The sequence below is a fragment of the Pseudomonas savastanoi genome (genome assembly GCF_020917325.1).
Lineage (GTDB): Bacteria > Pseudomonadota > Gammaproteobacteria > Pseudomonadales > Pseudomonadaceae > Aquipseudomonas > Aquipseudomonas amygdali.
This window is the reverse complement of record NZ_CP076652.1, coordinates 2,631,841-2,657,938: the sequence shown is the minus strand read 5'-3', so window position 1 is coordinate 2,657,938 and position 26,098 is coordinate 2,631,841. Positions and strand designations below refer to the sequence as shown.

General features: G+C 59.7%; 24 protein-coding genes. 15 read left to right on the top strand and 9 right to left on the bottom strand.

Annotation, left to right across the window (positions count from 1 at the left end; genetic code table 11):
- Positions 1-43 precede the first annotated feature (43 nt).
- The gene (locus KP808_RS11555; protein WP_003318011.1) at positions 44-1,183 is read right to left on the bottom strand and encodes a glutathione-independent formaldehyde dehydrogenase; all 1,140 of its coding nucleotides are present in this window, start codon (positions 1,181-1,183) and stop codon (positions 44-46) included.
- Between the two features lie 271 nt (positions 1,184-1,454).
- Between KP808_RS11555 and KP808_RS11550 the strand changes: the two genes are divergently transcribed.
- The 6 genes from KP808_RS11550 to KP808_RS11525 all read left to right on the top strand — a co-directional run bounded on the left by KP808_RS11550 (position 1,455) and on the right by KP808_RS11525 (position 6,429).
- A complete protein-coding gene (locus tag KP808_RS11550; RefSeq protein WP_058407484.1) occupies positions 1,455-2,045 on the top strand; it encodes an amino acid synthesis family protein in 591 nt (196 codons plus the stop codon).
- A gap of 53 nt (positions 2,046-2,098) precedes the next feature.
- Positions 2,099-2,947, top strand: coding sequence for an alpha/beta fold hydrolase (locus KP808_RS11545; RefSeq protein WP_230018509.1), 849 nt, complete (start codon positions 2,099-2,101; stop codon positions 2,945-2,947).
- Positions 2,944-4,425: an aldehyde dehydrogenase gene (locus tag KP808_RS11540; protein WP_230018507.1), complete on the top strand. Its 1,482-nt coding sequence runs from the start codon at positions 2,944-2,946 to the stop codon at positions 4,423-4,425. The genes KP808_RS11545 and KP808_RS11540 overlap by 4 nt, the downstream gene beginning before the upstream one ends.
- A gap of 13 nt (positions 4,426-4,438) precedes the next feature.
- Entirely contained in the window at positions 4,439-4,924 is a 486-nt protein-coding gene (locus KP808_RS11535; RefSeq protein ID WP_002553606.1) for a flavin reductase family protein, read from the top strand.
- Between the two features lie 187 nt (positions 4,925-5,111).
- Positions 5,112-5,864: a GntR family transcriptional regulator gene (locus tag KP808_RS11530; protein WP_230018505.1), complete on the top strand. Its 753-nt coding sequence runs from the start codon at positions 5,112-5,114 to the stop codon at positions 5,862-5,864.
- Position 5,865: 1 nt separating this feature from the next.
- Complete coding sequence (locus KP808_RS11525) at positions 5,866-6,429, top strand: NUDIX hydrolase (protein WP_230018502.1); 564 nt, start codon at positions 5,866-5,868, stop codon at positions 6,427-6,429.
- 99 nt (positions 6,430-6,528) lie between these two features.
- Here KP808_RS11525 and KP808_RS11520 read toward each other — a convergent pair whose 3' ends face one another.
- Positions 6,529-6,819 (bottom strand): DUF1330 domain-containing protein, encoded by a 291-nt coding sequence (locus tag KP808_RS11520; RefSeq protein WP_230018500.1) that lies wholly within the window; start codon positions 6,817-6,819, stop codon positions 6,529-6,531.
- A 94-nt stretch (positions 6,820-6,913) separates the two neighbouring features.
- Here KP808_RS11520 and ribBA point away from each other — a divergent pair, with 94 nt between their 5' ends.
- The 5 genes from ribBA to KP808_RS11495 all read left to right on the top strand — a co-directional run bounded on the left by ribBA (position 6,914) and on the right by KP808_RS11495 (position 12,253).
- Positions 6,914-8,023: a bifunctional 3,4-dihydroxy-2-butanone-4-phosphate synthase/GTP cyclohydrolase II gene (gene ribBA / locus KP808_RS11515; RefSeq protein WP_230018498.1), complete on the top strand. Its 1,110-nt coding sequence runs from the start codon at positions 6,914-6,916 to the stop codon at positions 8,021-8,023.
- A 290-nt stretch (positions 8,024-8,313) separates the two neighbouring features.
- A complete protein-coding gene (locus tag KP808_RS11510) occupies positions 8,314-9,339 on the top strand; it encodes an ABC transporter substrate-binding protein (protein ID WP_122281354.1) in 1,026 nt (341 codons plus the stop codon).
- Positions 9,324-10,280 carry an ABC transporter permease gene (locus tag KP808_RS11505; protein WP_005743539.1) on the top strand — a complete coding sequence of 319 codons (957 nt, stop codon included), beginning with the start codon at positions 9,324-9,326 and terminating at the stop codon, positions 10,278-10,280. Before KP808_RS11510 ends, KP808_RS11505 begins: the two co-directional genes overlap by 16 nt.
- Positions 10,281-10,286: 6 nt before the next feature.
- Positions 10,287-11,102, top strand: coding sequence for an ABC transporter permease (locus tag KP808_RS11500; protein WP_005733390.1), 816 nt, complete (start codon positions 10,287-10,289; stop codon positions 11,100-11,102).
- Complete coding sequence (locus KP808_RS11495; RefSeq protein ID WP_058428007.1) at positions 11,099-12,253, top strand: ABC transporter ATP-binding protein; 1,155 nt, start codon at positions 11,099-11,101, stop codon at positions 12,251-12,253. The genes KP808_RS11500 and KP808_RS11495 overlap by 4 nt, the downstream gene beginning before the upstream one ends.
- A gap of 16 nt (positions 12,254-12,269) precedes the next feature.
- Here KP808_RS11495 and KP808_RS11490 read toward each other — a convergent pair whose 3' ends face one another.
- Positions 12,270-13,181, bottom strand: a complete 912-nt coding sequence (locus KP808_RS11490; RefSeq protein ID WP_057401419.1) for a LysR substrate-binding domain-containing protein — start codon at positions 13,179-13,181, stop codon at positions 12,270-12,272.
- 113 nt (positions 13,182-13,294) lie between these two features.
- On the opposite strand from KP808_RS11490, the gene KP808_RS11485 reads away from it, so the two are divergent.
- Positions 13,295-14,389, top strand: a complete 1,095-nt coding sequence (locus tag KP808_RS11485; RefSeq protein ID WP_004658150.1) for a tartrate dehydrogenase — start codon at positions 13,295-13,297, stop codon at positions 14,387-14,389.
- 14 nt (positions 14,390-14,403) lie between these two features.
- On the opposite strand, the gene ptrR is transcribed toward KP808_RS11485, so the two are convergent.
- Positions 14,404-15,282, bottom strand: coding sequence for a putrescine utilization regulator PtrR (gene ptrR / locus KP808_RS11480; protein ID WP_230018496.1), 879 nt, complete (start codon positions 15,280-15,282; stop codon positions 14,404-14,406).
- A gap of 102 nt (positions 15,283-15,384) precedes the next feature.
- On the opposite strand from ptrR, the gene KP808_RS11475 reads away from it, so the two are divergent.
- Positions 15,385-16,776: an aldehyde dehydrogenase family protein gene (locus KP808_RS11475; RefSeq protein WP_230018494.1), complete on the top strand. Its 1,392-nt coding sequence runs from the start codon at positions 15,385-15,387 to the stop codon at positions 16,774-16,776.
- A 491-nt stretch (positions 16,777-17,267) separates the two neighbouring features.
- Here KP808_RS11475 and KP808_RS11470 read toward each other — a convergent pair whose 3' ends face one another.
- Positions 17,268-17,852: a flavin reductase family protein gene (locus tag KP808_RS11470; protein ID WP_230018492.1), complete on the bottom strand. Its 585-nt coding sequence runs from the start codon at positions 17,850-17,852 to the stop codon at positions 17,268-17,270.
- A gap of 128 nt (positions 17,853-17,980) precedes the next feature.
- On the opposite strand from KP808_RS11470, the gene KP808_RS11465 reads away from it, so the two are divergent.
- A complete protein-coding gene (locus KP808_RS11465; RefSeq protein WP_230018490.1) occupies positions 17,981-18,604 on the top strand; it encodes a nucleotidyltransferase family protein in 624 nt (207 codons plus the stop codon).
- On the opposite strand, the gene KP808_RS11460 is transcribed toward KP808_RS11465, so the two are convergent.
- From KP808_RS11460 to KP808_RS11445, 4 genes are read right to left on the bottom strand one after another with little or no spacing between them, the layout of a single operon-like run.
- Positions 18,585-19,553: an XdhC family protein gene (locus KP808_RS11460; RefSeq protein ID WP_230018488.1), complete on the bottom strand. Its 969-nt coding sequence runs from the start codon at positions 19,551-19,553 to the stop codon at positions 18,585-18,587. The two genes, KP808_RS11465 and KP808_RS11460, sit on opposite strands and share 20 nt — an antisense overlap.
- 2 nt (positions 19,554-19,555) lie before the next feature.
- Entirely contained in the window at positions 19,556-21,772 is a 2,217-nt protein-coding gene (locus KP808_RS11455; RefSeq protein ID WP_230018486.1) for a xanthine dehydrogenase family protein molybdopterin-binding subunit, read from the bottom strand.
- A 9-nt stretch (positions 21,773-21,781) separates the two neighbouring features.
- The gene (locus KP808_RS11450) at positions 21,782-22,765 is read right to left on the bottom strand and encodes an FAD binding domain-containing protein (protein ID WP_058401424.1); all 984 of its coding nucleotides are present in this window, start codon (positions 22,763-22,765) and stop codon (positions 21,782-21,784) included.
- On the bottom strand, positions 22,765-23,436 hold the full coding sequence (locus KP808_RS11445; RefSeq protein WP_005777646.1) for a (2Fe-2S)-binding protein: 672 nt from the start codon (positions 23,434-23,436) through the stop codon (positions 22,765-22,767). Before KP808_RS11445 ends, KP808_RS11450 begins: the two co-directional genes overlap by 1 nt.
- Before the next feature lie 893 nt (positions 23,437-24,329).
- Here KP808_RS11445 and mqo point away from each other — a divergent pair.
- Complete coding sequence (mqo, locus tag KP808_RS11440; protein ID WP_058401565.1) at positions 24,330-25,973, top strand: malate dehydrogenase (quinone); 1,644 nt, start codon at positions 24,330-24,332, stop codon at positions 25,971-25,973.
- Positions 25,974-26,098 lie beyond the last annotated feature (125 nt).

Below are 26,098 nucleotides of genomic sequence, written 5' to 3'. Positions count from 1 at the left end.
ATAAGACAAGGGCTCTCAGGCAAGGCCTGGTCAACTGCGCTTATCACGCACCTGGCTTGAGCACGACCTTGGTCCAGCCTTCATCACGCGCATCGAAGTGCTTGTAGGCGTCAGGGCCTTCTTCAAGCTTCAGGCGATGGGAAATGATCTGCGACGGCTTGGCGCGACCGTGGTGGATCAGCTCGGCAAGGCGACGGTTGTAAGCCTTGACGTTGGCCTGGCCGGTGCGAATCTGCTGGCCTTTGAACCAGAACGAACCGAAATCGAAGGCCATCTTGCCTTCCTTCGCGAGGTCGCTTTTGGCGCCCGGGTCCTGCGGCACGAAAACACCCACGACGCCGATTCCACCTGTCGCCTTGGTCGAGGCAACGAGATTGTTCATGGTGACGTGGTTGGCCTCGTGACCATGACGGTCGCAGCACTGATAACCGACGCACTCACAGCCACGGTCGGTGCCTTTGCCATCGGTCAGATTGAGGATCTGATCCACTGCGCCCTGCTCCAGCGAGTTGATCGGCGTCGCGCCCATCTTCGCCGCGAGTGCCAGACGATCTGGATGGTTGTCGACCACGAACACCTGCGACGCGCCCTTGATCATCGCCGAGTGGGCAGCCATCAGGCCGACCGGACCGGCACCATAGATGGCAACGCTTTCGCCAGGCAGCAGCCCGGCCAGTTCGGTGGCATGCCAACCGGTAGGAAAGATGTCCGAGAGCATGACGTAATCCTCTTCACGCTCGGCGGCATCTTCGGGCAACAGCAGGCAGTTGAAGTCGGCATACGGCACACGCAACAGCTCGGCCTGGCCACCTTCATGATCGCCCATGTCGGCAAAGCCGTAAGCCGCACCCGCGCTGCCCGGGTTGGCGGTCAGGCAATAACCGGTCAGGCCCTTCTCACAGTTTTCGCAAAAGCCGCAGCCAATATTGAACGGCAGGCACACCCAGTCGCCCACTTTGATGCGGTCGACGCCGGCGCCGACTTCGATCACCTGGCCGAGGTTCTCATGGCCGAAAATGCGCCCGGTCTCGAAAGACGTGCGGCCTTCGTACATGTGCAGGTCCGAGCCACAGATGTTGGTGGAGGTCACTCGGACAAGAGCATCTGTTGGCTTCTGGATCTTCGCATCCGGTACGTTTTTGACACTGACGTCACGCGGACCGCCATAGACGATAGCTTTCATGTTCTGAGTCTCCTTGGGTGAAAAATTCGGTAGGGCTTTTTAAGGCTCACCGAATATCTGTCACGACCAGAAGACGCCTGTTCAAAGTGATTGCCTTCATACCTGACGAGTGGTCATTGATGAGCGCGAGCCAGAGCGGTTCGTGCGTATTGATCCGGGAATATGAGATGAGTCCCGGCCCCTGTATTCACCGCAAAGAAAGCATTTGCACGCCCAATCTTATGGTATACCATCATACGAAATACAACAGCACTCGATCCGGGAGTCGTTCATGAGCTTTGAAATTCGCAAAATCGTCAATTACACCGAAGAAACCTTCATTGAAGGCGGCAAGGCCACTGACAAACCGGTCACCATGATTGGCCTGGCGGTGGTGATCAAGAACCCGTGGCTGGGCCGCGGATTCGTCGAAGACCTGAAACCAGAGATTCGTGCCAACTGCTCGGATCTGGGTGAACTGATGGTCAAGCGCCTCACTGATGCGATTGGCGGTGCAGATAAAATCGAGGCCTATGGCAAGGCTGCGGTGGTCGGCGCGGACGGCGAAATCGAACACGCTTCAGCCGTGATCCATACCCTGCGCTTTGGCAATCATTACCGTGAGGCCGTCAAGGCCAAGAGCTACCTGAGCTTCACCAACAAACGCGGTGGCCCAGGTACGTCGATCCAGATTCCGATGATGCACAAGGATGATGAGGGCCTGCGCTCGCACTACATCACGCTGGAGATGCACATCGAAGATTCGCCCCGAGCCGACGAAATCATCGTAGTCCTTGGTGCTGCCAACGGCGGACGCCTGCACCCGCGGATCGGCAATCGTTATATCGACCTGGAAGAACTGGCGGCCGAAAAGGCCCAGTAACTCATGAAGGGCTCGTCGCCCGATCACCTTTGTCATCTGCGCAGGAGCGGTCCATGATTCAGCTCACCGCTGAACACACCCCGGCGGGTACCAGCTATCTGGCTACCGGCCAAGGTCACCCCGTGGTGTTGATTCACGGGGTGGGCCTGAACAAGGAAATGTGGGGCGGCCAGATCGTTGGCCTGGCCACGCATTATCAGGTAATCGCCTATGACATGCTCGGCCATGGCGCCAGCCCGCGTCCGGACCCGGACACTGGCCTTCCGGGCTATGCCGAGCAATTGCGTGAGTTGCTGGAGCATTTACAACTGCCTCAGGCGACGGTCGTCGGCTTCTCGATGGGCGGGCTGGTGGCTAGGGCATTCGCGCTGGAGTTTCCGCAGTTTCTCGCCGGGTTGGTGATTCTCAACAGCGTGTTCAACCGCAGCCCTGAACAGCGTGCAGGCGTCATTGCGCGCACCAGCCAGGCCGCCGAGCACGGGCCGGACGCCAACGCAGGCGAAGCTTTGTCACGCTGGTTCAGCCGTGAGTATCAGGCGGCCAACCCGGCACAGATTGCGGCCATTCGGCAGAATCTGGCCAGTAACGATCCGCAAGGCTACCTGACTACCTACAAGCTGTTTGCTACTCAGGATATGTACCGCGCCGAAGATCTGGGCGATATTCGCGCACCGACCCTTATTGCCACTGGCGAACTTGACCCTGGATCAACACCGGAAATGGCCCGCGAACTGGCCATGCGCATCAGCGGTGCCGAAGTCGCGATACTGCCCGATCAACGCCATATGATGCCGGTTGAGTCGCCGCGCCTGGTCAACCAGGTGTTGCTCGACTTCTTTGAAAAAACCGGTCTCGACAAATTGGCGACTGCCCACAACTCGATCAAGGGGATAGTTGCATGAGCCTTACCCGCTTTCAGATGTGCATCGACGGTCAGTGGGTCGATGCGTTGTCCGGCAAGACTTTCGACAGCCTCAACCCGGCGCTGGCTGAACCGTGGGCGCAACTGCCCGACGCCGACGAAGCCGATGTCGAACGGGCCGTGCAGTCCGCTCAGAAAGCCTTCGAGGGCCCGGCGTGGCGTGGCCTTACCGCCACGGCACGCGGCAAGCTGCTGCGCAAACTGGGCGACCTGATTGCCGAAAACAAAGAGCAATTGGCGCAGCTGGAAAGCCGCGACAATGGCAAGCTGATTCGCGAAACCCGCGGTCAGGTCAGCTACCTGCCGGAGTTCTTTCATTACACCGCCGGGCTGGCTGACAAGCTCGAGGGCGGCACCCTGCCCCTCGACAAACCGGACCTGTTCGCCTACACCGTGCATGAACCGATGGGCGTGGTCGCCGGAATCATTCCGTGGAACAGCCCGTTGTACCTGACCGCCATCAAGCTGGCCCCGGCGCTGGCGGCGGGCAATACCATCGTCCTCAAGCCATCGGAACACGCCTCGGCCACCGTGCTTGAGCTGGCGCGTCTGGCGCTTGAAGCGGGTATCCCGCCCGGCGTGGTCAACGTCATCACCGGTTACGGCCCGACCACAGGCGCGGCCCTGACCCGCCACCCGCTGGTGCGCAAGATTGCCTTTACCGGTGGCGCGGCCACGGCTCGCCACGTGGTGCGCAGCAGCGCCGAGAATTTCGCCAAACTGTCACTGGAGCTCGGCGGAAAATCACCGAATATCATTTTCGCCGACGCCGATCTGGACAGCGCCATCAATGGTGCAGTCGCAGGCATCTATGCGGCGTCCGGGCAAAGCTGTGTGTCCGGCTCGCGACTGCTGGTGCAGGCCGAAATCTACGATGAATTCGTCGAACGCCTGGCCGAGCGCGCCAGTCGTATCAGGATCGGCAATCCGCAGGATGAAACCACCGAAATGGGTCCGATGGCCACGGCCCAGCAACTGGCCGTGGTAGAAGGTCTGGTGGCGGACGCCCTGGCCGAAGGTGCACGCCTGCGTCTGGGCGGCAAGCGCCCGAAGCTGGACAGCAAAGGCTGGTTCTATGAACCTACGCTGTTCGAATGCGACCGCAACTCGATGAAAATCATGCAGGAAGAAGTGTTCGGCCCGGTGGCCTCGGTAATTCGCTTCAAGGACGAAGCCGAAGCGCTGGCCATTGCCAACGACTCACAGTTCGGCCTCGCCGCCGGAATCTGGACTCGTGACCTGGGCCGCGCGCATCGGCTGGCGCGGGATATTCGCTCAGGTATCATCTGGGTCAATACCTATCGTGCCGTGTCAGCCATGGCGCCTATCGGCGGTTTCAAAAACAGCGGCTACGGCCGCGAGAGCGGGATAGACTCCGTACTGGCCTACACCGAATTGAAAACGGTGTGGATCAACCTTTCGCAGGCGCCCATGCCTGATCCATTTGTCATGCGTTAACGAGGCCGCTGCGATGATCGAACCGAGTATCTACAAAGAAGTCATGGCGTCATTCCCTTCAGGCGTCACAATTGTTACCACGCTGGACCCCGAGGGCAATCTGGTCGGTATCACCGCCAGTGCGTTCAGCGCGCTGTCCATCGACCCGGCGCTGGTGCTGTTCTGCCCCAACTACGCATCCGACACTTACCCGGTGCTGCGCGACAGCAAAAAATTCGCCATCCACTTGCTGTCTGCCGACCAGCAGGTCGAAGCCTACGCGTTCGCCAGCAAGGGCAAGGACAAGACCAAAGGCATCGAGTGGCACTTGAGCGAGCTGGGTAACCCGCTGCTGGGCAAGGCAACGGCTATCATTGAATGCGAGCTTTGGCGCGAATACGACGGTGGCGATCATGCAATCATTGTCGGCGCAGTGAAAAACCTGATCTTGCCCGCTGTACCAGTCACACCAATGGTTTATCACCGGGGCAAGATGGGCGCGCTGCCAGCCATCGTCTGAGGCTGCGCCGGGCGGTTTTGGTGGTTGCAGGCATCGGCGTGATAAACTCGGCCGCGACCCGGGTCATGCGTCCGGGCCATGCAGCAGCCCGCGTGGTTCGTGGGCTGCCGACATGAGCGAGACTTTGTTTCCAGCCACGGTTTCCAGTCACGTTTTTACTTTGACAGCCCCATTCCGAGCACACCCGATGAAACGCCTGCCACTCGATGACACCTTCAAGGTCAACCGCAACCCCGTCACCCTGCGGGAGATTGTGCTGGACAAGCTGCGCAGCGCGATCATGAATTTTCAGCTGCTGCCGGGCGATCGTCTGGTCGAGCGTGATCTGTGTGACCGTCTGGGCGTCAGCCGCACCTCGGTGCGCGAGGCGCTGCGCCATCTGGAATCCGAAGGCCTGGTCGAGTTCGCCGATGCCAAAGGCCCGCGCGTTGCCATTATCACCCTGGCAGACGCGTGCGATATCTACGAGCTGCGGTGCGTACTGGAGGGCCTGATTGTTCAGCTGTTCACCCTGCGCGCCAAGCCCAAGGACATTCGCGCGCTGGAAAAAGCCCTGGAGGAAAATCGCCATGCGCTCAAGGAAGGCGAGCTGCAGCAAGTGATCGATTCGGTTCAGGGTTTCTATGATGTGCTACTGGAAGGCTCCGGTAATCACGTCGCCGCAACACAGCTGCGTCAGTTGCAGGCGCGCATCAGCTACCTGCGCGCCACCTCGGTCTCCCAGGAAAACCGCCGCGGTGCGAGCAACAAGGAAATGGAACTCATGGTCGAGGCCATCAAGAGCGGCGACCCGATAGCCGCGCATCAGGCCTCGGTCGATCACGTGCGCAACGCCGCACGCGTGGCACTGGAATATTTGAAATCCAAGCAGGACGAAGACACCAAAGTCCGCGAAATCATCGCGCCGGTGGCGCTCAAAGAACCCCGCATAGGGCGCTGACATGGTCACACCGCGCTTCTGCCCTCAATGCGGATGCGCTGACCTGGCTCAGCGCGTCCCCGAGGGCGATACCCACGCGCGGTTGATATGCGGCGGTTGTCAGTACATTCATTACGTCAACCCGAAGATCATTGCCGGCTGCATCATCGAGCAGGAAGGCAAATATCTGCTGTGCCAACGCGCCATCCCGCCGCGCCCCGGTACCTGGACACTGCCTGCCGGGTTCATGGAAAGCGGCGAAACCACCGAGCAGGCGGCGCTGCGTGAGGTCTGGGAAGAAACCGGGGTGCGCGCCGAAATCGTCTCGCCCTATTCCATCTTCAGCGTGCCGCGGATCAGCGAAGTCTACATCGTGTTCCGTGCCATCGCCCTGGAAGTCACCGGCCAGTTCGGCGCGGAAACCCTGGACTACCAATTCTTCGCCCCTGAAGACATACCGTGGGACAGCATCTATTACCCCGCCATCCGCCAGATACTGGAACGCTATATCGAAGAGCGTCAGGCGGGGGTGTATGGCATCTACATCGGCAACGACGACACCGGCAAGGTCCACTTTATTCGCTAAGAGCAGCTTCAAGCGGTTAGCTGCAAGCTGCAAGCTAAGCGGTCCGAGGCGTACCTGAATTTGCTTGAAGCTTGAAGCTTGCAGCTTGCAGCTGACACCTTAAGGCTGCCCCTCGACTATCACGATTTCGGCCTCGGCTGCGCCCTGCCGATGGCTCATGGCGTTCTGGTATTGCGGTGAGTGGTAGCAGGCGACTGCCTGTTCGTACGACTCGAATTCGATAATCACTGTGCGTTGTGGCGTCTCACGCCCTTCCAGCGCTTCGGAACGCCCGCCCCTCGCCAGAAATTTGCCACCAAACAGCACGAACGCTGCCGGGGCACGCTGGGTGTATTCAGTGTACTGCTGAGGGTCGGTTACATCGACGTGTGCAATCCAATAGGCCTTCATCGTGATCTCACTGTTTCAATGATGGGGAATCTGTGAAATATTCTGTCTTATGGTATACCACGATTCATCTACCCATAAAACCGGGATACTGAACATGGCATTCGACCGCATCGAAGACATCATTGAAGACTACCGCCTGGGCAAGATGGTTTTGCTGGTTGATGACGAAGACCGGGAAAACGAAGGCGATCTGCTGCTTGCCGCCGATTGCTGTTCAGCACAGGCAATCAGCTTTATGGCCCGGGAAGCACGCGGGCTGATTTGCCTGACGCTGACCGATGAGCACTGTCAGCGTCTGGGCCTGGAGCAAATGGTGCCGAGCAACGGCAGTGTCTTCGCCACCGCGTTCACGGTGTCCATCGAAGCGACAACGGGCGTGACCACTGGCATCAGCGCGGCAGATCGTGCGCGTACCGTTCAGGCCGCCGTCAACCCGCACGCAGTACCGGAAGACCTGGTGCAGCCGGGTCATATTTTCCCGTTGCGCGCGCGTGACGGCGGTGTTCTGACCCGCGCCGGCCACACTGAGGCGGGTTGCGACCTGGCCAGGATGGCTGGCTTTACGCCTGCCTCGGTCATTGTCGAAGTCATGAATGACGACGGCAGCATGGCAAGGCGACCCGATCTGGAACTGTTCGCCGAGAAACACGGCATTCGTATTGGCACCATCGCCGATCTGATCCATTACCGACTGAGCACCGAGCACACCATCGTCAGGATCGGCGAACGCGAGCTGCCCACGGTGCATGGCACCTTCCGCCTGTTCAGCTACGAAGACCGTATCGAAGGTGGCGTACACATGGCCATGGTGATGGGTGATATCCGCCGCGACGACCCTACCCTGGTGCGCGTGCATGTGGTCGACCCGTTGCGCGACCTGGTCGGTGCCGAATACACCGGCCCGTCGAACTGGACGCTCTGGGCTGCGCTGCAACGGGTGGCGCAGGAAGGTCGCGGCGTGGTGGTGGTGCTGGCCAATCACGAATCCTCACAAGCGTTGCTGGAGCGAATTCCGCAACTTACCCAGCAGCCGCGCCAATACACCCGCTCGCAATCGCGCATCTATTCCGAGGTCGGTACTGGCGCTCAGATATTGCAGGATCTGGGTGTCGGCAAGCTGCGCCACCTCGGCCCGCCACTGAAATACGCAGGTTTGACCGGCTACGATCTGGAAGTGATTGAAAATATTCCGTTTCCCGGCTGACCGACAAAAGTACCGCGGGCACGCCCCACGGCCTGCGCTCGGCAGCCGCATGGGTTTACCGTAAAAACACCCGATGAAGGCATTTTGACAGGGCAAAACGCTTGCAGAAAGTTTGGAATACCATAATATGACATTCCATAAACACACGAATTGGTCAGGCGCGCCCGGCAAGGGACAGCACTAATAACAGCACCTGACCTGTACCAGGTTTCAAGGCCCATTGGACCTACTGCTCCCGATTACGCGGGCAAGAAAAGCCCGCTCAAAACACAACAAATGAGGGCGTGAAAATGGTGTTGAACAAACGTGCAGCAGCAGTTCTGGCGGCCGGCGTGCTGGCTCTCTCGAGTGTCGCCGCGAGCGCCGCCGAGAGCGTCAATTTCGTGAGCTGGGGCGGTTCCACCCAGGACTTCCAGAAACAAGCCTGGGCAGCTCCGTTCAGCAAGGCCAGCGGCATCACCGTCGTGCAGGACGGTCCCACCGACTACGGCAAACTCAAGGCCATGGTCGAAAGCGGTAACGTTCAGTGGGACGTTGTCGATGTCGAAGCCGACTTTGCCCTGCGTGCCGCCAGCGAAGGCCTGCTGGAGCCTCTTGACTTCAACACCATCAAACGCGACGAGATCGACAAGCGCTTTGTCACCGACCACGGTGCCGGTTCGTTCTTCTTCTCCTTCGTGCTCGGCTACAACGAAAGCAAAGTGGGCGCCAAACCACCCGTCGACTGGGCCGCCATGTTCGACACCAAAACCTACCCCGGCAAACGCTCGCTGTATAAGTGGCCAAGCCCTGGCGTGCTTGAGCTGGCCCTGCTGGCCGACGGCGTGGCCCCCGACAAGCTCTACCCGCTGGACCTCGACCGCGCCTTCAAGAAACTCGACACCATCAAGAAGGACATCGTCTGGTGGGGCGGCGGCGCGCAGTCTCAACAACTGCTGGCCTCTGGCGAAGTGTCGATGGGCCAGATGTGGAACGGCCGGGTCTATGCCCTGCAACAGGACGGCGCACCGGTGGGTGTGAGCTGGAAACAAAACCTGGTCATGGCTGATTTTCTGGTCGTGCCAAAAGGCGCAAAAAACAAGGATGCCGCGATGAAGTTCATCGCCAATGCAACCAGTGCCAAAGGCCAGGCAGACTTCTCCAACCTCAGTGCCTATGCCCCGGTAAACACTCAGAGCGTTGCACGCCTGGACTCAACACTGGCACCTAACCTGCCGACCGCCCATGTTGCCGATCAAATCACTCTCGACTTCGCATACTGGGCCAAGAATGGCGCGGACATTGCGACACGGTGGAACGAATGGCTGGTCAAGTAAAAATGACAGCGGTCGCGCCTCGTCAACCCATCCCGGCCGGTGGTGCTCCGCGCACCGCCGGCGCGGCACACGACAAGGCGACGAGCATGCAGCGATCTCCTTCCCTCGCTCAGCGCTGGCGTGGCAGCCGCAATCTGCTTCCGGCGCTGATCTTTCTCGGACTGTTTTTCTTCGCTCCGCTGATCGGCCTGCTGCTGCGCGGCGTGCTTGAGCCGGTGCCGGGCCTTGGCAACTACGAACAACTGTTCGCCAACTCGGCCTACTCGCGGGTGCTGCTCAATACCTTTTCCGTCGCCGGTCTGGTGACCTTGTTCAGCCTGCTGCTGGGCTTCCCGCTGGCCTGGGTCATCACGCTGGTGCCGCGTGGCTGGGGACGCTGGATTCTGAACATTGTGCTGTTGTCGATGTGGACCAGTCTGCTGGCACGCACCTACTCGTGGCTGGTGCTGTTGCAGGCGTCCGGAGTGGTCAACAAGGCGCTGATGGCGATGGGCATTATCGATCAGCCACTGGAAATGGTGCACAACCTGACCGGTGTGGTGATCGGCATGAGCTACATCATGATTCCGTTCATTGTCCTGCCGTTGCAGGCGACCATGCAGGCCATCGATCCGATGGTGTTGCAGGCCGGCTCGATCTGCGGTGCCAGCCCATGGACCAACTTCTTCAGGGTATTCCTGCCGCTGTGCCGTCCGGGACTGTTTTCCGGGGGCCTGATGGTGTTTGTCATGTCGCTCGGTTACTACGTTACCCCGGCGCTGCTGGGTGGCGCGCAGAACATGATGCTGCCCGAATTCATCGTCCAGCAGGTGCAGTCGTTCCTCAACTGGGGGCTGGCCAGTGCCGCCGCTGCGTTGCTGGTGCTGATTACGCTGGTGCTGTTCTACTTCTACCTGAAGCTCCAGCCGGAATCCCCGGTCGGTGCCAGTAACGCGAGGTAAACCGCCATGCTCCTGACACCCAATGCCATGAGCCCCGGCCTGCGTACGGGTCTGTACCTGACCACTGGCCTGATCGCGCTGTTTCTGTTGCTGCCGATCCTGTTCATCGTCCTGCTGTCATTCGGTTCATCGCAGTGGCTGGTATTTCCGCCTCCCGGCTGGACACTGAAGTGGTATCAGCAGTTTTTCTCCAACCCGGACTGGATGGCGGCCGCCATGTCGAGCTTCAAGGTCGCGATTCTGACCACCATTGCCTCGGTGGCGCTGGGCCTGCCCACCGCTTTCGCGCTGGTGCGCGGCCGGTTCCCCGGGCGCGATTTTCTGTACGGCGTCTTCACCTTGCCGATGATCGTGCCGCTGGTGATTATCGCTGTTGCCGTGTACGCCCTGTTTCTCAAACTCGGTTACACCGGCACATTGTTTTCCTTCGTCGTCAGCCATGTGATCGTCGCCTTGCCGTTCACCATCATCTCGATCATCAACTCGCTGAAACTGTTCGACCAGTCCATTGAAGATGCCGCGGTGATCTGTGGCGCGTCACGCTTGCAGGCGATCTACAAAGTGACCTTTCCCGGCATCCGTCCGGGCATGATGGCCGGCGCGCTGTTCGCGTTTCTGGTCTCGTGGGATGAAGTGGTGCTGAGCGTGATGATGGCCAGCCCGACCCTGCAAACCCTTCCCGTAAAAATGTGGACCACCCTGCGTCAGGACCTGACGCCGGTCATCGCTGTTGCCTCAACGCTGCTGATCGCCCTGTCGGTGCTGATCATGTTCATCGCCGCGACCCTGCGTCGCCGCAACGAAGCCAGGAGTACTTCATGAGTGCCGTGATCAAAGACCCCACCCATCAGGATCAGAAAACGCTGGTCAGCCTGTGCAACCTGAACAAGCACTACGGTGACTTCGCCGCTGTCGACAACATTTCCCTGGATATTCAGGACGGCGAATTCCTGACCTTTCTCGGCTCCAGTGGCTCGGGCAAAAGCACCACGTTGTCAATGCTCGCCGGTTTCGAGACGCCCAGCTCGGGCGAGATCCTGGTCAGCGGCAAATCGCTGGTCAATGTGCCTCCGCACAAGCGCGACATCGGCATGGTGTTTCAACGCTACTCGCTGTTTCCGCACCTGTCGGTACGCGACAACATTGCTTTTCCGCTGGCGATCCGCAAATTGCCTGCGGCCGAGCGCGAGAAGAAAGTCGATGCGATGCTCAAGCTCGTCCAGCTGGAAGAATTTGCTCACCGCCGCCCTTCACAACTGTCCGGTGGCCAGCAGCAACGAGTCGCCATTGCCAGAGCGCTGGTCTACGAGCCACGCATCCTGCTGATGGACGAGCCGCTGGGCGCACTGGACAAGAAGCTGCGTGAAGACCTGCAGGACGAACTGCGTCAGTTGCATCGTCGGCTGGGCATCACCATCGTCTATGTGACCCACGATCAGGAAGAAGCCATGCGCCTGTCCCAGCGCATCGCGATTTTCAGCCACGGCAAAATCGTCGGTCTGGGTTCGGGTTATGACCTGTATCAGGACCCGCCAAATGCCTTCGTTGCGTCGTTTCTCGGCAACTCGAACTTCCTCAGGCTCAAGGCACAGGGCAACGCAGTAGCAACGTTTGAAGGCCTTGCGCTGGCGATTCGCCTGACCCCGGGCCTGAAGACCGATCAGGACGTTCTGCTCATGGTTCGCCCGGAGAAAGCACAGGCGCTGAGCGTTGAACAAGCTGCTGACATACCACTTGAAGCAGGCTGGAACGAAGTGAGTGCCAAGGTCACTGAGGTGCTTTTTCTCGGCGAGAGCCAGACCTGTTCGGTGGTCACCACAGGCGGCACTGCCATGACTGTCAAAGCGCTTTCAGCGACCGGCATGCTGCTCCGGGCTGGCGACCCGGTGCGGGTGCGCTGGGCCGCTGCCGACGCGTGTATCTACACCGAATGGATGGACAGCGACCTGAACAAGGCAGCGGGGGCGCACTGACGCAGGTAGGCACGCGTCAGTGGTTCGCCGGTGACGGATGCAAAGCGAGGTAGTCACGCAGAAACTCCACCGTGACGCGGACCTTGGCCGAACTCATCAGCGGTGAGGTATGAACCGCCCAGATGTCCGCGTCCTGGCGGTATTCCGGCAGCACCTGAATCAACCGGCCTTCGGCCAGATCAGTACGTACATCCCAAAGCGAACGCAGCAACACGCCGCGCCCGTCCAGGCACCACTGGCGGGCGATTTCGCCGTGGTTGCTGGAAAGGCTGCCGGTCACCTTGACGGTTTCAGCGCCTTGCGGCCCGTTGAGATGCCAGATGCCGAACGGCCGGTCGCGCTCCTTGATCACCAGGCAATCATGGTTGGCCAGCTCACCGATGCTCAGTGGCGCCCCGTGATGTTTCAGGTAAGCGGGGCTTGCGCACAACACGCGCCAGTTACTGGCCAGGTGCTTTGCACGCAGATGCGGGGCAATTTCGTTGCCGACGCGGATGTCCAGGTCGACGCCCTCCTCGATCAGGTCGACCAGCCGGTCCTGAATATCCAGACGTATATCCAGCTTCGGATAAAGCGCCGCCAGCTCTGACAAGGCAGGCGCTACGAAACGGCGACCGAAGCCCTGGCTGCTGACCACTCGCAGCAAGCCGCTGGGCTCGCCGTGCAGCGCAGCAACTTCATCGCCCATCTGCTGCACCGACTCCAGAATGCCCTTGGCCCACTCATAGACTCGCTCGCCGTCTTCAGTGATCGATACTTGCCGCGTTGAGCGGTGCAACAGCACCACGCCCATATTCTGCTCCAGCAGTTTGACCCGCTTGCTGACATAAGCAGCGGACATGCCCAGCTCATTGGCGGCACCCACGAAGCTCGAGCGTCGAGCAACGTGGATGAACACGTTCAGGTCATCAAGATTTGGATAATTCACGATTCGTGTTTTCTCAATCCATTAATCAACTGATTATCTTTATATCGTGTGCTTATAGCATGGATGGCCTGTGTGACTCATCCCTGACAAACCGCCCGACAAGAGTGCCCGACATGAACAACAAGAAACTGCGTATTGCTGCCATCGCCGGTGACGGCATCGGCCTTGAAGTACTGCCCGAAGGCGTACGTGTGGTTCAGGCTGCCGCCGCGAAGCACGGTCTGGAGCTGGAGTTCGAATACTTCGAATGGGCCAGCTGCGATTACTACCTGAAGCACGGCAAGATGATGCCGGACGACTGGTTTGAACAGCTCAAAGGCTTCGACTCGATCTTTTTCGGTGCCGTGGGCTGGCCGGAAAAAGTGCCAGACCACATCTCCCTCTGGGGCTCATTGCTCAAGTTTCGCCGCGAGTTCGATCAGTACGCCAACATCCGTCCGGTGCGCCTGTTTCCCGGCGTGCCCTGCCCCCTGGCCAATCGCGAACCGGGCGACATTGATTTCATCGTGGTGCGGGAAAACACCGAAGGTGAATACTCGTCGCTGGGCGGGATCATGTTTGAAAACACCGAAAACGAGTTCGTGTTGCAGGAATCTGTGTTCACCCGTCGCGGTGTGGACCGTATTCTCAGGTTCGCTTTCGAGATGGCCAGCAAACGCGAGCGCAAGCACGTGACTTCCGCGACCAAATCCAACGGCATGGCGATCAGCATGCCCTATTGGGACAAGCGCACCGAGGCGATGGCCAGTCAGTACCCGGACATCAGCTGGGACAAGCAACACATCGATATTCTGTGCGCGCGCTTCGTGCTGCAACCCGAGCGCTTCGACGTGGTGGTGGCATCCAACCTGTTCGGCGACATCCTCAGCGACCTCGGCCCGGCGTGTGCTGGCACCATCGGCATTGCGCCGTCGGCCAACCTCAACCCGGAGCGTAATTTCCCCTCGCTGTTCGAACCGGTGCACGGCTCGGCACCCGACATCTTCGGCAAGAACATCGCCAACCCGATTGCGATGATCTGGTCCGGCGCGCTGATGCTGGAATTCCTCGGCCAGGGCGATGAACGCTTCACAGCAGCTCATGACGAGATCATCACCGCTATCGAGCAAGTGATTGCCAGTGGCGACGTCACACCGGACCTGGGCGGTAAGCATTCGACCCAGGAAGTGGGTGCAGCGATTGCCGGACGGGTATCTGCCGCGCAGTAACTGCCGACGTTACCTCATCCGGCTTGCGGCGGTCTGGCCTGTTCTTCCAGCAACTCCACGAAGCGGGTCAGGCTGCGCGATACGGTGCCTCGACGCCAGATCAGCCAGGTGCGCAGGTAACGAAACTTTTCGGACAACGGCCAGACACTGACTGTGGCACAACCGGGCATGCTTTCCAGCATGCTGCGTGGCATCAGCGCCAACCCGGCACCGGCGCTGACGCAGGCGAGCATGCCGTGGTAAGACTCCATTTCGTGGATCTTGCCCGGTACTGCGGCGTCCTCGGTAAACCAGCGTTCGAAGTGGTGCCGGTACGAGCAGTTGGCACGAAACGCGTAGATGCTTTCACCGCTCACATCCCGCCCGCGCTTGACCGGCGCATGGTTGAGTGGCGCGATGATGACCATTTCCTCTTCGAATACCGGCACACCCTCGAGTGATGGATGCAGCACCGGCCCGTCGACAAACGCGGCAACCAGGCGCCCGGCAAGCACACCGTCGATCATGGTGCCGGACGGCCCGGTGGACAGGTCCAGTTCGACCTTGGCGTTTTGCTGGTTGTAGACCGCCAGCAACGCAGGAATCCTCACGGCCGCCGTGCTTTCCAGCGAGCCCAGTGAAAAAGGCCCTTGTGGTTCTTCGCCAGAAACCGCCAGCCGCGCTTCCTGTACCAGGTCCAGTATGCGCCGCGTGTAATCGAGAAAATTCCAGCCGGCAGGCGACAGTCGCAAACGGTGTTTTTCGCGAATGAACAGGTCTACGCCCAGATCCTGCTCCAGCTGTTTGATACGCGTCGTCAGGTTCGAGGGCACGCGATGAATATGCTGCGCAGCGGCGCTGATGCTGCCGTGTTCAGCCACCGCCTTGAACATCTCCAGCTGAACCAGATCCATTTCATTCTCCAATCATGAACGATACGCTCATTATTATTCAGTTTTAGAAAGCATTGCACACCTATATTCTGGTCCCACTTCCCACCTCAACAGGATGGCGCAATGACTACTGTCACCAGCAACACCCACGCAATCTCGATCAACCCTGCCACCGGCGAGCAGATCGGCCACTATGCCTTCGAATCCGCCGCTGCGCTGGATCAAAGCCTGTCGCGCGCGGCGGCCGGTTTTGCCGGCTGGAAGCGCACGCCGGTTCAGCAACGTGCGCAACTGATCATCGCCATGGGTCAGGCCCTGCGTGATGACGTCGACAACATTGCACGCATGATCAGTCAGGAAATGGGCAAGCCCGTCGCTCAGGCCCGAGGCGAGGTCGAAAAATGCGCGCAGCTGTGCGACTGGTACGCGGCACAAGGCCCGGCAATGCTGGTGGCCGAAGCAACTCAGGTCGAGAATGACAAGGCGCGGATCGAGTACCGTCCGCTGGGCCCGATTCTCGCAGTGATGCCATGGAATTTCCCGATCTGGCAAGTCTTGCGCGGCGCAATTCCAACATTACTGGCGGGTAATACCTACGTGCTCAAGCATGCACCCAACGTTATGGGTTGCGCTTACCTGATGCTGGAAGCTTTCAAGCGTGCCGGTTTTCCGGAGGGCGTGTTTGAAGTCATCAACGTTACCGCCGAGGGCGTCTCGAAGGCCATTGCCGATCCGCGCATTGCAGCCGTCACGCTGACCGGCAGTGTTCGCGCGGGCCAGGCCATTGGTGCTCAGGCCGGTGCGGCACTGAAGAAGTGCGTGTTGGAGCTGGGCGGTTCCGATCCGTTCATCGTGCTCAATGACGCGGACCTGGATCAGGCTGTGAAAGCAGCTGTCATCGGTCGTTTCCAGAACACCGGGCAGGTCTGTGCGGCGGCCAAGCGTTTGATCATCGAGCAAGGTGTGGTCGAGGAATTCACGCGCAGGTTCGTTGAGCAGACTCGCCAGTTGGTGATCGGCGATCCGTTGTCCAGCGAGACCTACATTGGTCCAATGGCACGCTTTGATCTGCGCGATGAACTGGATGCTCAGGTTCAGGACACTCTTGCCGAAGGCGCGACGCTGTTGCTGGGCGGCAAGAAGGCTGATGGCCAGGGCAACTACTACGAGCCGACCGTACTGAGCGACGTGACCGACCAGATGACTTCCTTCAGGCAGGAGCTGTTCGGCCCGGTAGCATCGATCATTACCGCCCGCGACGCGCAGCACGCTCTGGAGCTGGCCAATGACAGCGAATTCGGCCTGACCGCGACGATCTACACACGTGATCTGCAGTTGGCAGAACGCATGACCGAAGAACTGGAAACCGGCGGTGTGTTCATCAACGGCTACAGCGCTTCAGACCCACGCGTGACGTTTGGCGGCGTGAAGAAAAGCGGCTTTGGCCGTGAGCTCTCGCACTTCGGTGTACGCGAGTTCTGCAATGCACAGACCGTGTGGCGGGATCGTCACTGAGGGTTCAGCAGGTACACAGCCGTTACGGGAGTGACCGGGGCGACCATCCGCGTTGCTCGCGAAGGCCGCTGAATGTCTGCTGATCAGTCAGTCCGCCTTCGCGAGCAAGCTCGCTCCCACGGAGGCGGTGTGTGCTTGCTCATGACAAGGCTGGTGCAGCCGCTGACTATTTGCGGAGCAGTCAGTCCGACTTCGCGAGCAAGCTCGCTCCCACGGAGGCGGTGTGTGCTTGCTCATGAAAAGGCTGGTGCCGCCGCTGACTATTTGCGGAGCAGTCAGTCCGCTTTCGCGAGCAAGCTCGCTCCCACGGAGGCGGTGTGTGCTTGCTCATGAAAAGGCTGGTGCCGCCGCTGACTATTTGCGGAGCAGTCAGTCCGCTTTCGCGAGCAAGCTTGCTCCCACGGGAACGATGAGTGTGCTTGTGTGGGAGTGAGCTTGCTCACGAAGAGGCCTTTACGGCCAGTGGAGATCGTCAGGGCCAGACATCGCGATCATTCGTCGCCCGTTTCCACAATCGCAGGCTCACCAATCGTATAGAAATGCCCGCCCGCCACGTAATGAAGGCTGCGCCATTTCGGGTCGGCCTTTTCGAATTCCCAGTGCCCGTCGTTGAACACACGGGTGTCAGCCCAGGCGCCGATGACCTCGCCAATGAACAGGTCGTAGGTCTGTTGATTGTGCGGCTCCGGGATGACCTTGCAGATCAGCCAGGCAGAGCAACCGACAACCAGCGGCGTGACATGATCTTCAATCAGAAACAGGTCGACATTGGCTTTATCAAGCTTGTCCGGGGTGAAGACCTTGCTCTGGGTGCCGACGTCGAAGGTCATCTGCAATTGATCCAGATTGGGCACCTGCAACGCAAAATAACCACTCTTCTCCACCAGCTCGCGGGTTTTGGTCATCTTGTCGATCACCAGTGTCACCTTGGGCGGCGAGAAATCCAGCGCGCAGGCCCATGCGGCAGACATGACGTTGTGAGTGCCTTCATGACTGGAGGACACCAGCACAGTCGGGCCGTGATTGAGCAGACGGTAGGCTTTTTCCAGCTCGACAGGACGAATGTGATTGTCCACTTGAAACCCTCGAAAACATGATTCGTACCGCTACCGGCAGAGCAGCGAAATAAGGCATTCTGCTTACGCCAGCCGTACTGCATGGTGTGGCTGCACGCGAACCCTCTCACGACTCATAAGGCATCGGATTGAGCAGCATAGACAGCCAGAACCCCAAAGTGTTCGCCCTGGTACTGGCGGCAGGCCGAAGCAGGCGTTTTGGTGGCGATAAACGACAGGCTGCATTGCCCTGTGGACATACCTTGCTGACCGCAAGTCTTGAAAACGCTGGAAGAGAATTCAGCAATGTAGGGCTGGTACTGCGTACCGACGATGACGCTGAAGCACTGGCTATTCCCGCACACGTAACAATCATCCGTAGCGAACATGCCGACCTGGGCATGGGCCACAGTCTCGCCAGCGGCATTGCCGCCGTAATGGACTCCGCTGCCGAAGCCGTCGCCATTCTGCTTGCAGACATGCCCTGGATAACGCCGCAGACCCTGCGCGAACTGGCCGCACTGGCCAGTCCTCAGCGCATTGCGGTGCCAATGCATGGCGGCCAGCGCGGCCATCCGGTGATCATTGGTCGGCAGTTCTGGCCGGCACTGCTGACGCTGAAAGGCGATCAGGGCGCTAAAGCCTTGATCATGAACAACCCGGAGGTGTGTGACGTACTGAATTGCGATGACCCTGGCATTCTGCGCGACGCCGACACACCGTCAGCGCTGGCGCAAGCCTGTGCGCAACACCTCAAACCTCGGCACGACTGACACCGTTGGCCACGCGCAGGATGTCAGCCATCACCGCAATGGCGATTTCGGACGGCGTCTTGCTGCCCAGGTTCAGGCCGATGGGGGCATGGATTCTCTCCAGCACCCTGGCATCCAGCCCGCCGATCCGGCCCAGACGCTCCAGACGTTTGCTGCTGGTGCGCATCGAGCCCATCGCGCCTATGTAGAACGCATCGGTGCGTACGGCTTCGAGCATGCTCAGATCGTCCAGTTTCGGATCATGGGTCAACGCCAGTACCGCCGTCGAACTGTGACAGCCACCTTCGGCAATGAACACCGCAGGTAATACACCGCGGACCTCGACACCCGGCATCGAAAACCCTGAGGTGACCTCGACACGCGGGTCACAGACGATGACTTCATAGCCCATCGCGACGGCAAAACTGGCGCAGAACTCCGCCACCGGCGATAGCCCGGCAAGCAGCACGCGATACACCGCCCCCATACGAATGCTGATGCGTTCGCCGTCCACCTGCACCCGCGCCTCGCCCATCGTTGCAGGCCCGATTTCTCTCTGCCCACCGCCCAACTGCACGTGCCTGCTGATCAGCTCACGTCCAGCGAGCGCCTGCTCGATAGCCCCCAGATGTGCATCCGCTTGCGGGCTAGGTGCAATGAACTCGATCAACACATCCAGCACACCACCGCACGGCAAGGCCCGCGTTGGCACAAAACCGCCGTCGCCGTAGCGGACCACCTGATTAACCGGCTGAAACTGCCCTGCAGCGACCCGCTCGAGAAAGTCCTCCTCCACACAGCCGCCAGACAGGGAACCGCGGTGCTCACCGCTGCTCAACGCCACCAGCATCGCCCCGGGCCCGCGCGGGGCCGAGCCGAATGTGGAGAGAACCGTGCACAGCCAGACGGCTTTGCCGCCAGCCAGCCAGTCACGAGCCTGTTGCACTACCTGCAAATCGAGCTGTTTCATTGCTACAACCCCGCCATCAGTTTTTCCTTGCTGATCGGCAGGCTGCGCACCCGTTTGCCGGTCGCGTGATACACCGCATTGGCCACGGCAGCTGCAAGCCCGGTCACACCGATTTCGCCGATGCCACGCGCACCGAACTCACCCAGGTTGTAGTCCGGATAATCGAGCAGCAAGACGTCGATATCCGGCTGATCCGCATGCACCGGCACTACGTACTCGGCATAGTTGTTATTGACCGGCATGCCACTGCGCGGGTCATATTCACCGGCCTCGAACAACGCCATACCAATTCCCATCACGATTGCGCCTTCCACCTGATTGCGTGCTGCCAGCGGGTTGATGACCTTGCCCACATCGATGGCGCTGACTACTCGAGACACGCGCAGGCTGGAAACTCCAGGATCCCAGCGCACCTCGACGAAATGCACACCGAACGAGCGGAAGGAATACTTGCCCGCCTCAGGCATGCCACTTTGAAAATTACCCTCAGCGCGCGACAGGCGCTGCCCCTTCAGCACATCGACAAAGCTGGCGCGCTGTTCGCCGATCACCAGTTGCCCGTTTTCGACCTTGATCGACTCGGCGTCCTGCCCGGCGAACACCGCATCCTTGCTGACAGCGTACTGACGCAGCTTCTGCAACGCTTCACGCGTGGCCCCGGCAATCGCCGGCATTACGCTGGCCGTCACCCATGAACCACCGGAAACAGGGCCGGCCGGGAATGACGAACTGCCCAGCTCTACTTCAACACGCTCAACGGGAATGCCGGTCAGCTGGCTGACGGTCTGCGCCACGATGGTGTACGTGCCGGTGCCGATGTCCTGCAAGCCACACTGGGCCAGCGCCGTACCGTCAGAACGCAGAATGACCCGCGCATCGGTGGGCACCTGATAGGCTTCCCAGTTGCAGGCGCCCATGCCGTAACCAATGATTTCATCGCCTTCGCGCATTGAGCCGATATCGGCCTTGCGCGCGTGCCAGCCGAATCGCTCGGCGGCTTTGTCGATGGCTTCCGGCAAGTGATTGCTGGACCACGGCAAGCCGACGCTCTGATCCTTGTCGGCCAGGTTCAGCTTGCGAAATGCCAGCGGGTCCATGCCACTGGCCAACGCCATCTCATCAATGGCCGACTCCAGCGCAAACAGGCCCGGTGCCGCACCCGGCGCGCGCATGGAGGTCGGCGTACCCCGGTTGATAGAGCTGATCTTGTGGCTGACCAGCACGTTGTCGCAGGCATACAGGCTTTTGGTCACGCCACCGCAGTTTTCGGTGTAATCATCCAGCATCGACGTGTTGTTGAACGACTCGTGACGGATCGACACCAGCTTGCCGCTGGCATCGGTGGCCAGACGCAAGCGCTGGCGGGTCTCCGGACGATGGCCCACGGTGGTAAACATCTGCGCGCGTGGCAACACCAGTTGCACCGGGCGACCAGTAACCCTGGCCGCGGCGCAGGCTGCCACGGAGTGCGGCCACGGCCACAGCTTGCCGCCAAAGCCCGAGCCTATGAACGGTGCGCGCACTTCAACGCGATCAGGCGAAAGGTCGAAAACGTTGGCCAGCAGGTTGCGGTGGTTGACCACGCCCTGAGTGCTCTCGTAGACAAACAGCTTGCCGTCCTGCCACCACGCGGTGCTGGCGTGCATCTCCATCGGGTTATGCACTTCAACCGGCGTGGTGTAAGTCTGATCGACTTTGACTTTTGCACTGTCAAACGCACTGTCCGGCTTACCCCGGTTGTGCCCGGCACCGCCATCACGGGCACCGTTGACACGCATGCCTTGGTCAAGGTCCTTGACCGCCGGGCGCTCGTCATACTCGACCGTCACTCGGTAGGCAGCCGCCCTCGCCTGCTCGAAGCTCTCGGCAACCACCAGCGCCACAAACTGCCCGGGGTAATAGATACGGTCATCTTCGAACGGCAGGCGGTGCTCGTCCGCCTTGCTCGCCGAAAGCATTTTGGCAAAGCTCAGCTTGGTGTTCGGGGTACGGTGCAAAGCAGGAAAATTGCCATGATGGAAGATGTCGATCACGCCAGGCATCGCCTTGGCCTGCTGATCCTGCACGGCAACCACGCGCCCGTTGGCAATCGTGCTGTAGACGCCATAGGCATACAGCATCTTGACCATCGGGTGGTCAGCGGCATAGCGCGCCTGACCGCTGACTTTCTTGCCGCCGTCGATACGACGCTGCGGCACACCAATGATGTTTTCGCTCATGAGAGATTCCTACGCCGTGAGATCACGAAGATTGCGGACAATGACCTGCTGACCCAGCGGGATCTTGAAGGCGTTATGTTCATAGGCCCGTGAGCCCTTCATGGCCAGCGCTGCGACCCGCGCAAAGGTGTCCATGTCGGCACGCTGACCGATCAATGCGCGTTCAGCCTCCACGGCCCGCCATGGCTTGGTGCCCACGCCACCCAGCGCTATGCGCGCATCGGTAATACGTTTGCCGTCCATCACCAGAATCACCGCACTGGACGCCAGGGCAAACTGGTAAGAGGTACGGTCGCGCAGCTTGAGATAAGAAGAACGACCGCCTGCCAGCGGTGCGTCGAGGGTCACATGGGTGATGAGCTCATGGGGCGCCAGGGCATGTTCGCGCTGCGGCGTATCACCGGGCAGCAGATGAAAGTCGGCAAAAGGAATGTCCCGCGAGCCATTGGCGCCCTGAACGGTAACCTGCCCGCCGATGGCCGCCATGCCGACGCACATGTCCGAAGGATGCGTAGCAATGCAGTGCTCGCTGGTGCCCAGCACGGCATGCACACTGCGGTTCATGCCGCCGATAGCCGCACAACCGGAGCCCGGCTGGCGCTTGTTACAGGCTGAAATACCATCGCGAAAATACGGGCAGCGCACCCGCTGCATGACATTGCCAGCGGTGGTGGCCTTATTGCGCAACTGGGTCGAAGCACCTGCCAGAATCGCTTCAGACAACACCGGATAGCGCTGCTGCACCAGTGGATGCCTGGCCAGATCAGTGTTGCTCACCAGCGCGCCGATGCGCAGACGCCCATCGGGCAGCGACTCGACCTGTTTCAACGCCAGATGATTGATGTCCACCAGTTGCTGCGGTTGCATCACATCCAGCTTGACCAGATCAAGCAACGTGGTGCCACCTGCCAGATAGAAGCGCTGCCCCTCACCCGACGCAGTGCTGAATGCCTGCGCGGGCGATGCAGCCCGAGCGTAATCGAACGTTCGCATCAGGCAGCGCCTCCCATCTTCGAACGCGCAGACTGCACGGCCGAGAGAATGTTCTTGTAGGCACCGCAGCGGCAGATATTGCCGCTCATGGCTTCTCTGACGCTGGCGTCATCGGAAGGGATGTTCGGGTCCTGGAGAATCGCGACCGCGCTCATTATCTGTCCAGACGTGCAATAACCGCATTGATAGGCATCGTGTTCCCAGAAGGCTTCCTGTACCGGGTGCAGCTTGCCGTTCTCGGCCAGGCCTTCGATGGTGGTGATGCTGTCGCCCTGATGCTGGACGGCAATGGACAGGCAGGAATTGATCGCCACGCCATTGACCAACAGCGTGCAAGCACCGCACTGGCCATGGTCGCAGCCTTTTTTGGTGCCAGTCAGTTGCAGGCGGTCACGCAGCACGTCGAGCAGAACGGCGTTGGCCGGAACGTTCAGGGTATGAACCTGGCCATTGACCTTCAACTGGATGCGCTGCTCGCCCGCTGCAGGCGCGTCACTGTCTTCGATTACAGGAGCCACCGGGGCTGCCTGCAGCATGCCGTCGGAGGGTATCCAGGTAGACAGCGTGGCCGCAGCAATGCCGGAAGCACCGAACTTCAAAAAGTTTCGGCGCGAAGGCTGCACGGCACTGCTGTCCACAGCAGAATCCTTGTGCTTTTTGGGTTCACTCATCAGGGTCACTCGGTAATAGCCGACGCTGCTGTAAAGCGCCGGGCGTTATTGTCTGGTCAGCCGCCTGGGCGTACTCCTGCTCAACGGCGTGCTGCCTTGATCTTTCATCGGGCTTTCATGGGTGATCAGAGCCAAAACGCTATCACCGGTTAAGTGTTTAACTGGCCAGCGCTGGTAAAGTTCCAACTGTTTGACGGGCGTCTGTATCCGGAGATTGCAGCCACCACACACCACAGTCGTGTATTGACACTAGCAGGTGGTCGGGATGCTGATTAGCCAGGCAAATCCACACACCCTTGTGAAACTGGCTCATGAATGCCGTGCGGCAGTTAAAAATGTGCGCGGGCGACGGGGTCCGGCGGATTGCCACATTCTGGCAAGCGGCTAAAGACCCGCGCATAAACGACGATATAGAGGGGGGCAGGCTGTGAAGCGTCTAAATCAAGGCATTCGCGCCCGATTTGATGATGGCATCTCGCAACCGAGGTGCACATTATGCGAAAATGCCGCGTCTTTGCCGGTATGCCACCGTGGGAATGTCGCAGCACGCGTGCATTAAATTGCACATCAGGCGTGCCTCCATGCCCCGATGCGGCGTCTCAGACTCCGTGAACAGGCTGACCAGGTGTGTTTTCTGGAGGATGCCGAGGGGTGATATTCCCGGGCGTCGCCGCACACCAACAGAGCAAATGTCACTCATGACGCTGAATCCAATGATGATAAGAAGTCAGCGCAGCAGGACATAAATTGAGGTCTCGAGCGGTATTATATTGGCCTTGTATGTCCACCTCTAGTCCCTGTGGGTGCGAGCGTTTGTCGCAGGCTTCGATGCATGTGACAGGCCGTTTCTTCAGGAGTAGTCGGCGGATGGCGTTTATCAGATGGATGACAGAATGTTTAAAAAAGTGAACACGGCCCTGCTGGGTCTGGCCATTTCCATGGGCCTGATGCCCGTGCAGGCGGCTGAAACCAAGAAAGTCGACGTATTGCTCGTCGGCGGCGGCATCATGAGTGCAACGCTTGCGGTCTGGCTCAACGAGCTGGAGCCGAGCTGGTCGATGGAAATGGTCGAGCGCCTCGATGGCGTGGCCGAAGAAAGCTCCAACGGCTGGAACAACGCTGGTACCGGCCACTCGGCCCTGGCCGAGCTGAACTACACCCCGGAAGACAAGAACGGCAACGTTGACATCTCCAAGGCCATCGAGATCAACGAAGCGTTCCAGATTTCCCGTCAGTTCTGGTCGTGGCAGGTCAAGACCGGCGTTTTGAAGAACCCGCGTTCGTTCATCAACTCCACGCCGCACATGAGCTTTGTGTGGGGCGACAACAACATCCAGTTCCTGCGCAAGCGTTACGCAGCATTGCAGGCCAGCCCGTTGTTCAGCGGCATGCAGTACTCCGAAGACCACGAGCAGATCAAGAAGTGGGTCCCGTTGATGATGGAAGGTCGTGACCCGGCGCAGAAGCTGGCTGTGACCTGGAGCCCGATCGGCACCGACGTCAACTTCGGCGAGATCACCCGCCAGTTCGTCGCCAATCTGAAAGCCAAGCAGAATTTCAATCTGCAGTTGTCGAGCGAAGTCGAAGACATCAATCACAACGACGACGGCACCTGGCGCGTCAAGTACAAGAACCTGAAAGACGGTACTGTTACCGAGACCGACACCAAGTTCCTGTTCATCGGCGCTGGCGGTGCTGCCCTGCACCTGCTGCAGGAATCCGGTATTCCTGAAGCCAAGGAATACGGCGGCTTCCCGGTCGGCGGTTCGTGGCTTGTCACCGACAACCAGACTCTGGCCATGCAGCACATGGGCAAGGCCTACGGTATCGCGTCGACTGGCGCGCCACCCATGTCGGTTCCGCACCTGGACACCCGTGTTCTGGATGGCAAGCGCGTAATCCTGTTTGGCCCGTTCGCAACGTTCTCGACCAAGTTCCTGAAAAACGGCTCCTACTTCGACCTGCTGACCAGCACCACCACGCATAACGTGTGGCCGATGACTCGCGTTGGTATCGAACAGTACCCGCTGATCGAATACCTCGCCGGTCAGGTGATGATGTCTGACGACGATCGCTTCGCTGCCCTGCAGCAGTACTTCCCGAACGCCAAGAAAGAAGACTGGCGCCTGATGCAAGCCGGTCAGCGCGTACAGATCATCAAGCGTGACGAAGAAAAAGGCGGCGTTCTGAAGCTGGGTACCGAAATCGTTGCTTCCAAGGACGGCTCCATCGCCGGTCTGCTGGGCGCATCGCCAGGTGCTTCGACTGCAGCGCCGATCATGCTGGGCGTGCTTGAGAAAGTCTTCAAGGACAAGGTAGCGACTCCGGAATGGCAGGCAAAACTGCACCAGATCGTGCCTAGCTACGGCACCAAGCTGAACAACAACCCGGATCGCGTTGCCGAGGAATGGGCTTACACAGCCGAAGTCCTGCAGCTGACTCCACCGCCGCCGGTGAACAAGACAGGTAATGCTCCAACACCTGCACCTGCTGCCCAGCCAGCGAAAAGCAATCCAGCCAGTGACATGGCGCTCTAAGGCTTTCACAGCTTGAAGCAAAGCCCCGCCAGACATTGTCTGGCGGGGCTTTTTTGTAATTGGCACCTGCTGGCCGAAAAAACAGTTAAAACCACGCATCCTCTTGGCACCTGTTATGGTGGCAA

Excerpts from the sequence above, each read along its gene's own strand:
- mqo (WP_058401565.1), top strand. The coding sequence starts at position 24,330 with ATGTTTAAAAAAGTGAACACGGCCCTGCTGGGTCTGGCCATTTCCATG.
- KP808_RS11475 (WP_230018494.1), top strand. The coding sequence starts at position 15,385 with ATGACTACTGTCACCAGCAACACCCACGCAATCTCGATCAACCCTGCC.
- KP808_RS11530 (WP_230018505.1), top strand. The coding sequence starts at position 5,112 with ATGAAACGCCTGCCACTCGATGACACCTTCAAGGTCAACCGCAACCCC.
- KP808_RS11535 (WP_002553606.1), top strand. The coding sequence starts at position 4,439 with ATGATCGAACCGAGTATCTACAAAGAAGTCATGGCGTCATTCCCTTCA.
- KP808_RS11455 (WP_230018486.1), bottom strand. The coding sequence starts at position 21,772 with ATGAGCGAAAACATCATTGGTGTGCCGCAGCGTCGTATCGACGGCGGC.
- ribBA (WP_230018498.1), top strand. The coding sequence starts at position 6,914 with ATGGCATTCGACCGCATCGAAGACATCATTGAAGACTACCGCCTGGGC.
- KP808_RS11555 (WP_003318011.1), bottom strand. The coding sequence starts at position 1,183 with ATGAAAGCTATCGTCTATGGCGGTCCGCGTGACGTCAGTGTCAAAAAC.
- KP808_RS11505 (WP_005743539.1), top strand. The coding sequence starts at position 9,324 with ATGGCTGGTCAAGTAAAAATGACAGCGGTCGCGCCTCGTCAACCCATC.
- KP808_RS11540 (WP_230018507.1), top strand. The coding sequence starts at position 2,944 with ATGAGCCTTACCCGCTTTCAGATGTGCATCGACGGTCAGTGGGTCGAT.
- KP808_RS11550 (WP_058407484.1), top strand. The coding sequence starts at position 1,455 with ATGAGCTTTGAAATTCGCAAAATCGTCAATTACACCGAAGAAACCTTC.
- KP808_RS11460 (WP_230018488.1), bottom strand. The coding sequence starts at position 19,553 with ATGAAACAGCTCGATTTGCAGGTAGTGCAACAGGCTCGTGACTGGCTG.
- KP808_RS11485 (WP_004658150.1), top strand. The coding sequence starts at position 13,295 with ATGAACAACAAGAAACTGCGTATTGCTGCCATCGCCGGTGACGGCATC.
- KP808_RS11520 (WP_230018500.1), bottom strand. The coding sequence starts at position 6,819 with ATGAAGGCCTATTGGATTGCACACGTCGATGTAACCGACCCTCAGCAG.
- KP808_RS11450 (WP_058401424.1), bottom strand. The coding sequence starts at position 22,765 with ATGCGAACGTTCGATTACGCTCGGGCTGCATCGCCCGCGCAGGCATTC.
- KP808_RS11525 (WP_230018502.1), top strand. The coding sequence starts at position 5,866 with ATGGTCACACCGCGCTTCTGCCCTCAATGCGGATGCGCTGACCTGGCT.
- ptrR (WP_230018496.1), bottom strand. The coding sequence starts at position 15,282 with ATGGATCTGGTTCAGCTGGAGATGTTCAAGGCGGTGGCTGAACACGGC.
- KP808_RS11500 (WP_005733390.1), top strand. The coding sequence starts at position 10,287 with ATGCTCCTGACACCCAATGCCATGAGCCCCGGCCTGCGTACGGGTCTG.
- KP808_RS11510 (WP_122281354.1), top strand. The coding sequence starts at position 8,314 with ATGGTGTTGAACAAACGTGCAGCAGCAGTTCTGGCGGCCGGCGTGCTG.
- KP808_RS11545 (WP_230018509.1), top strand. The coding sequence starts at position 2,099 with ATGATTCAGCTCACCGCTGAACACACCCCGGCGGGTACCAGCTATCTG.
- KP808_RS11495 (WP_058428007.1), top strand. The coding sequence starts at position 11,099 with ATGAGTGCCGTGATCAAAGACCCCACCCATCAGGATCAGAAAACGCTG.
- KP808_RS11445 (WP_005777646.1), bottom strand. The coding sequence starts at position 23,436 with ATGAGTGAACCCAAAAAGCACAAGGATTCTGCTGTGGACAGCAGTGCC.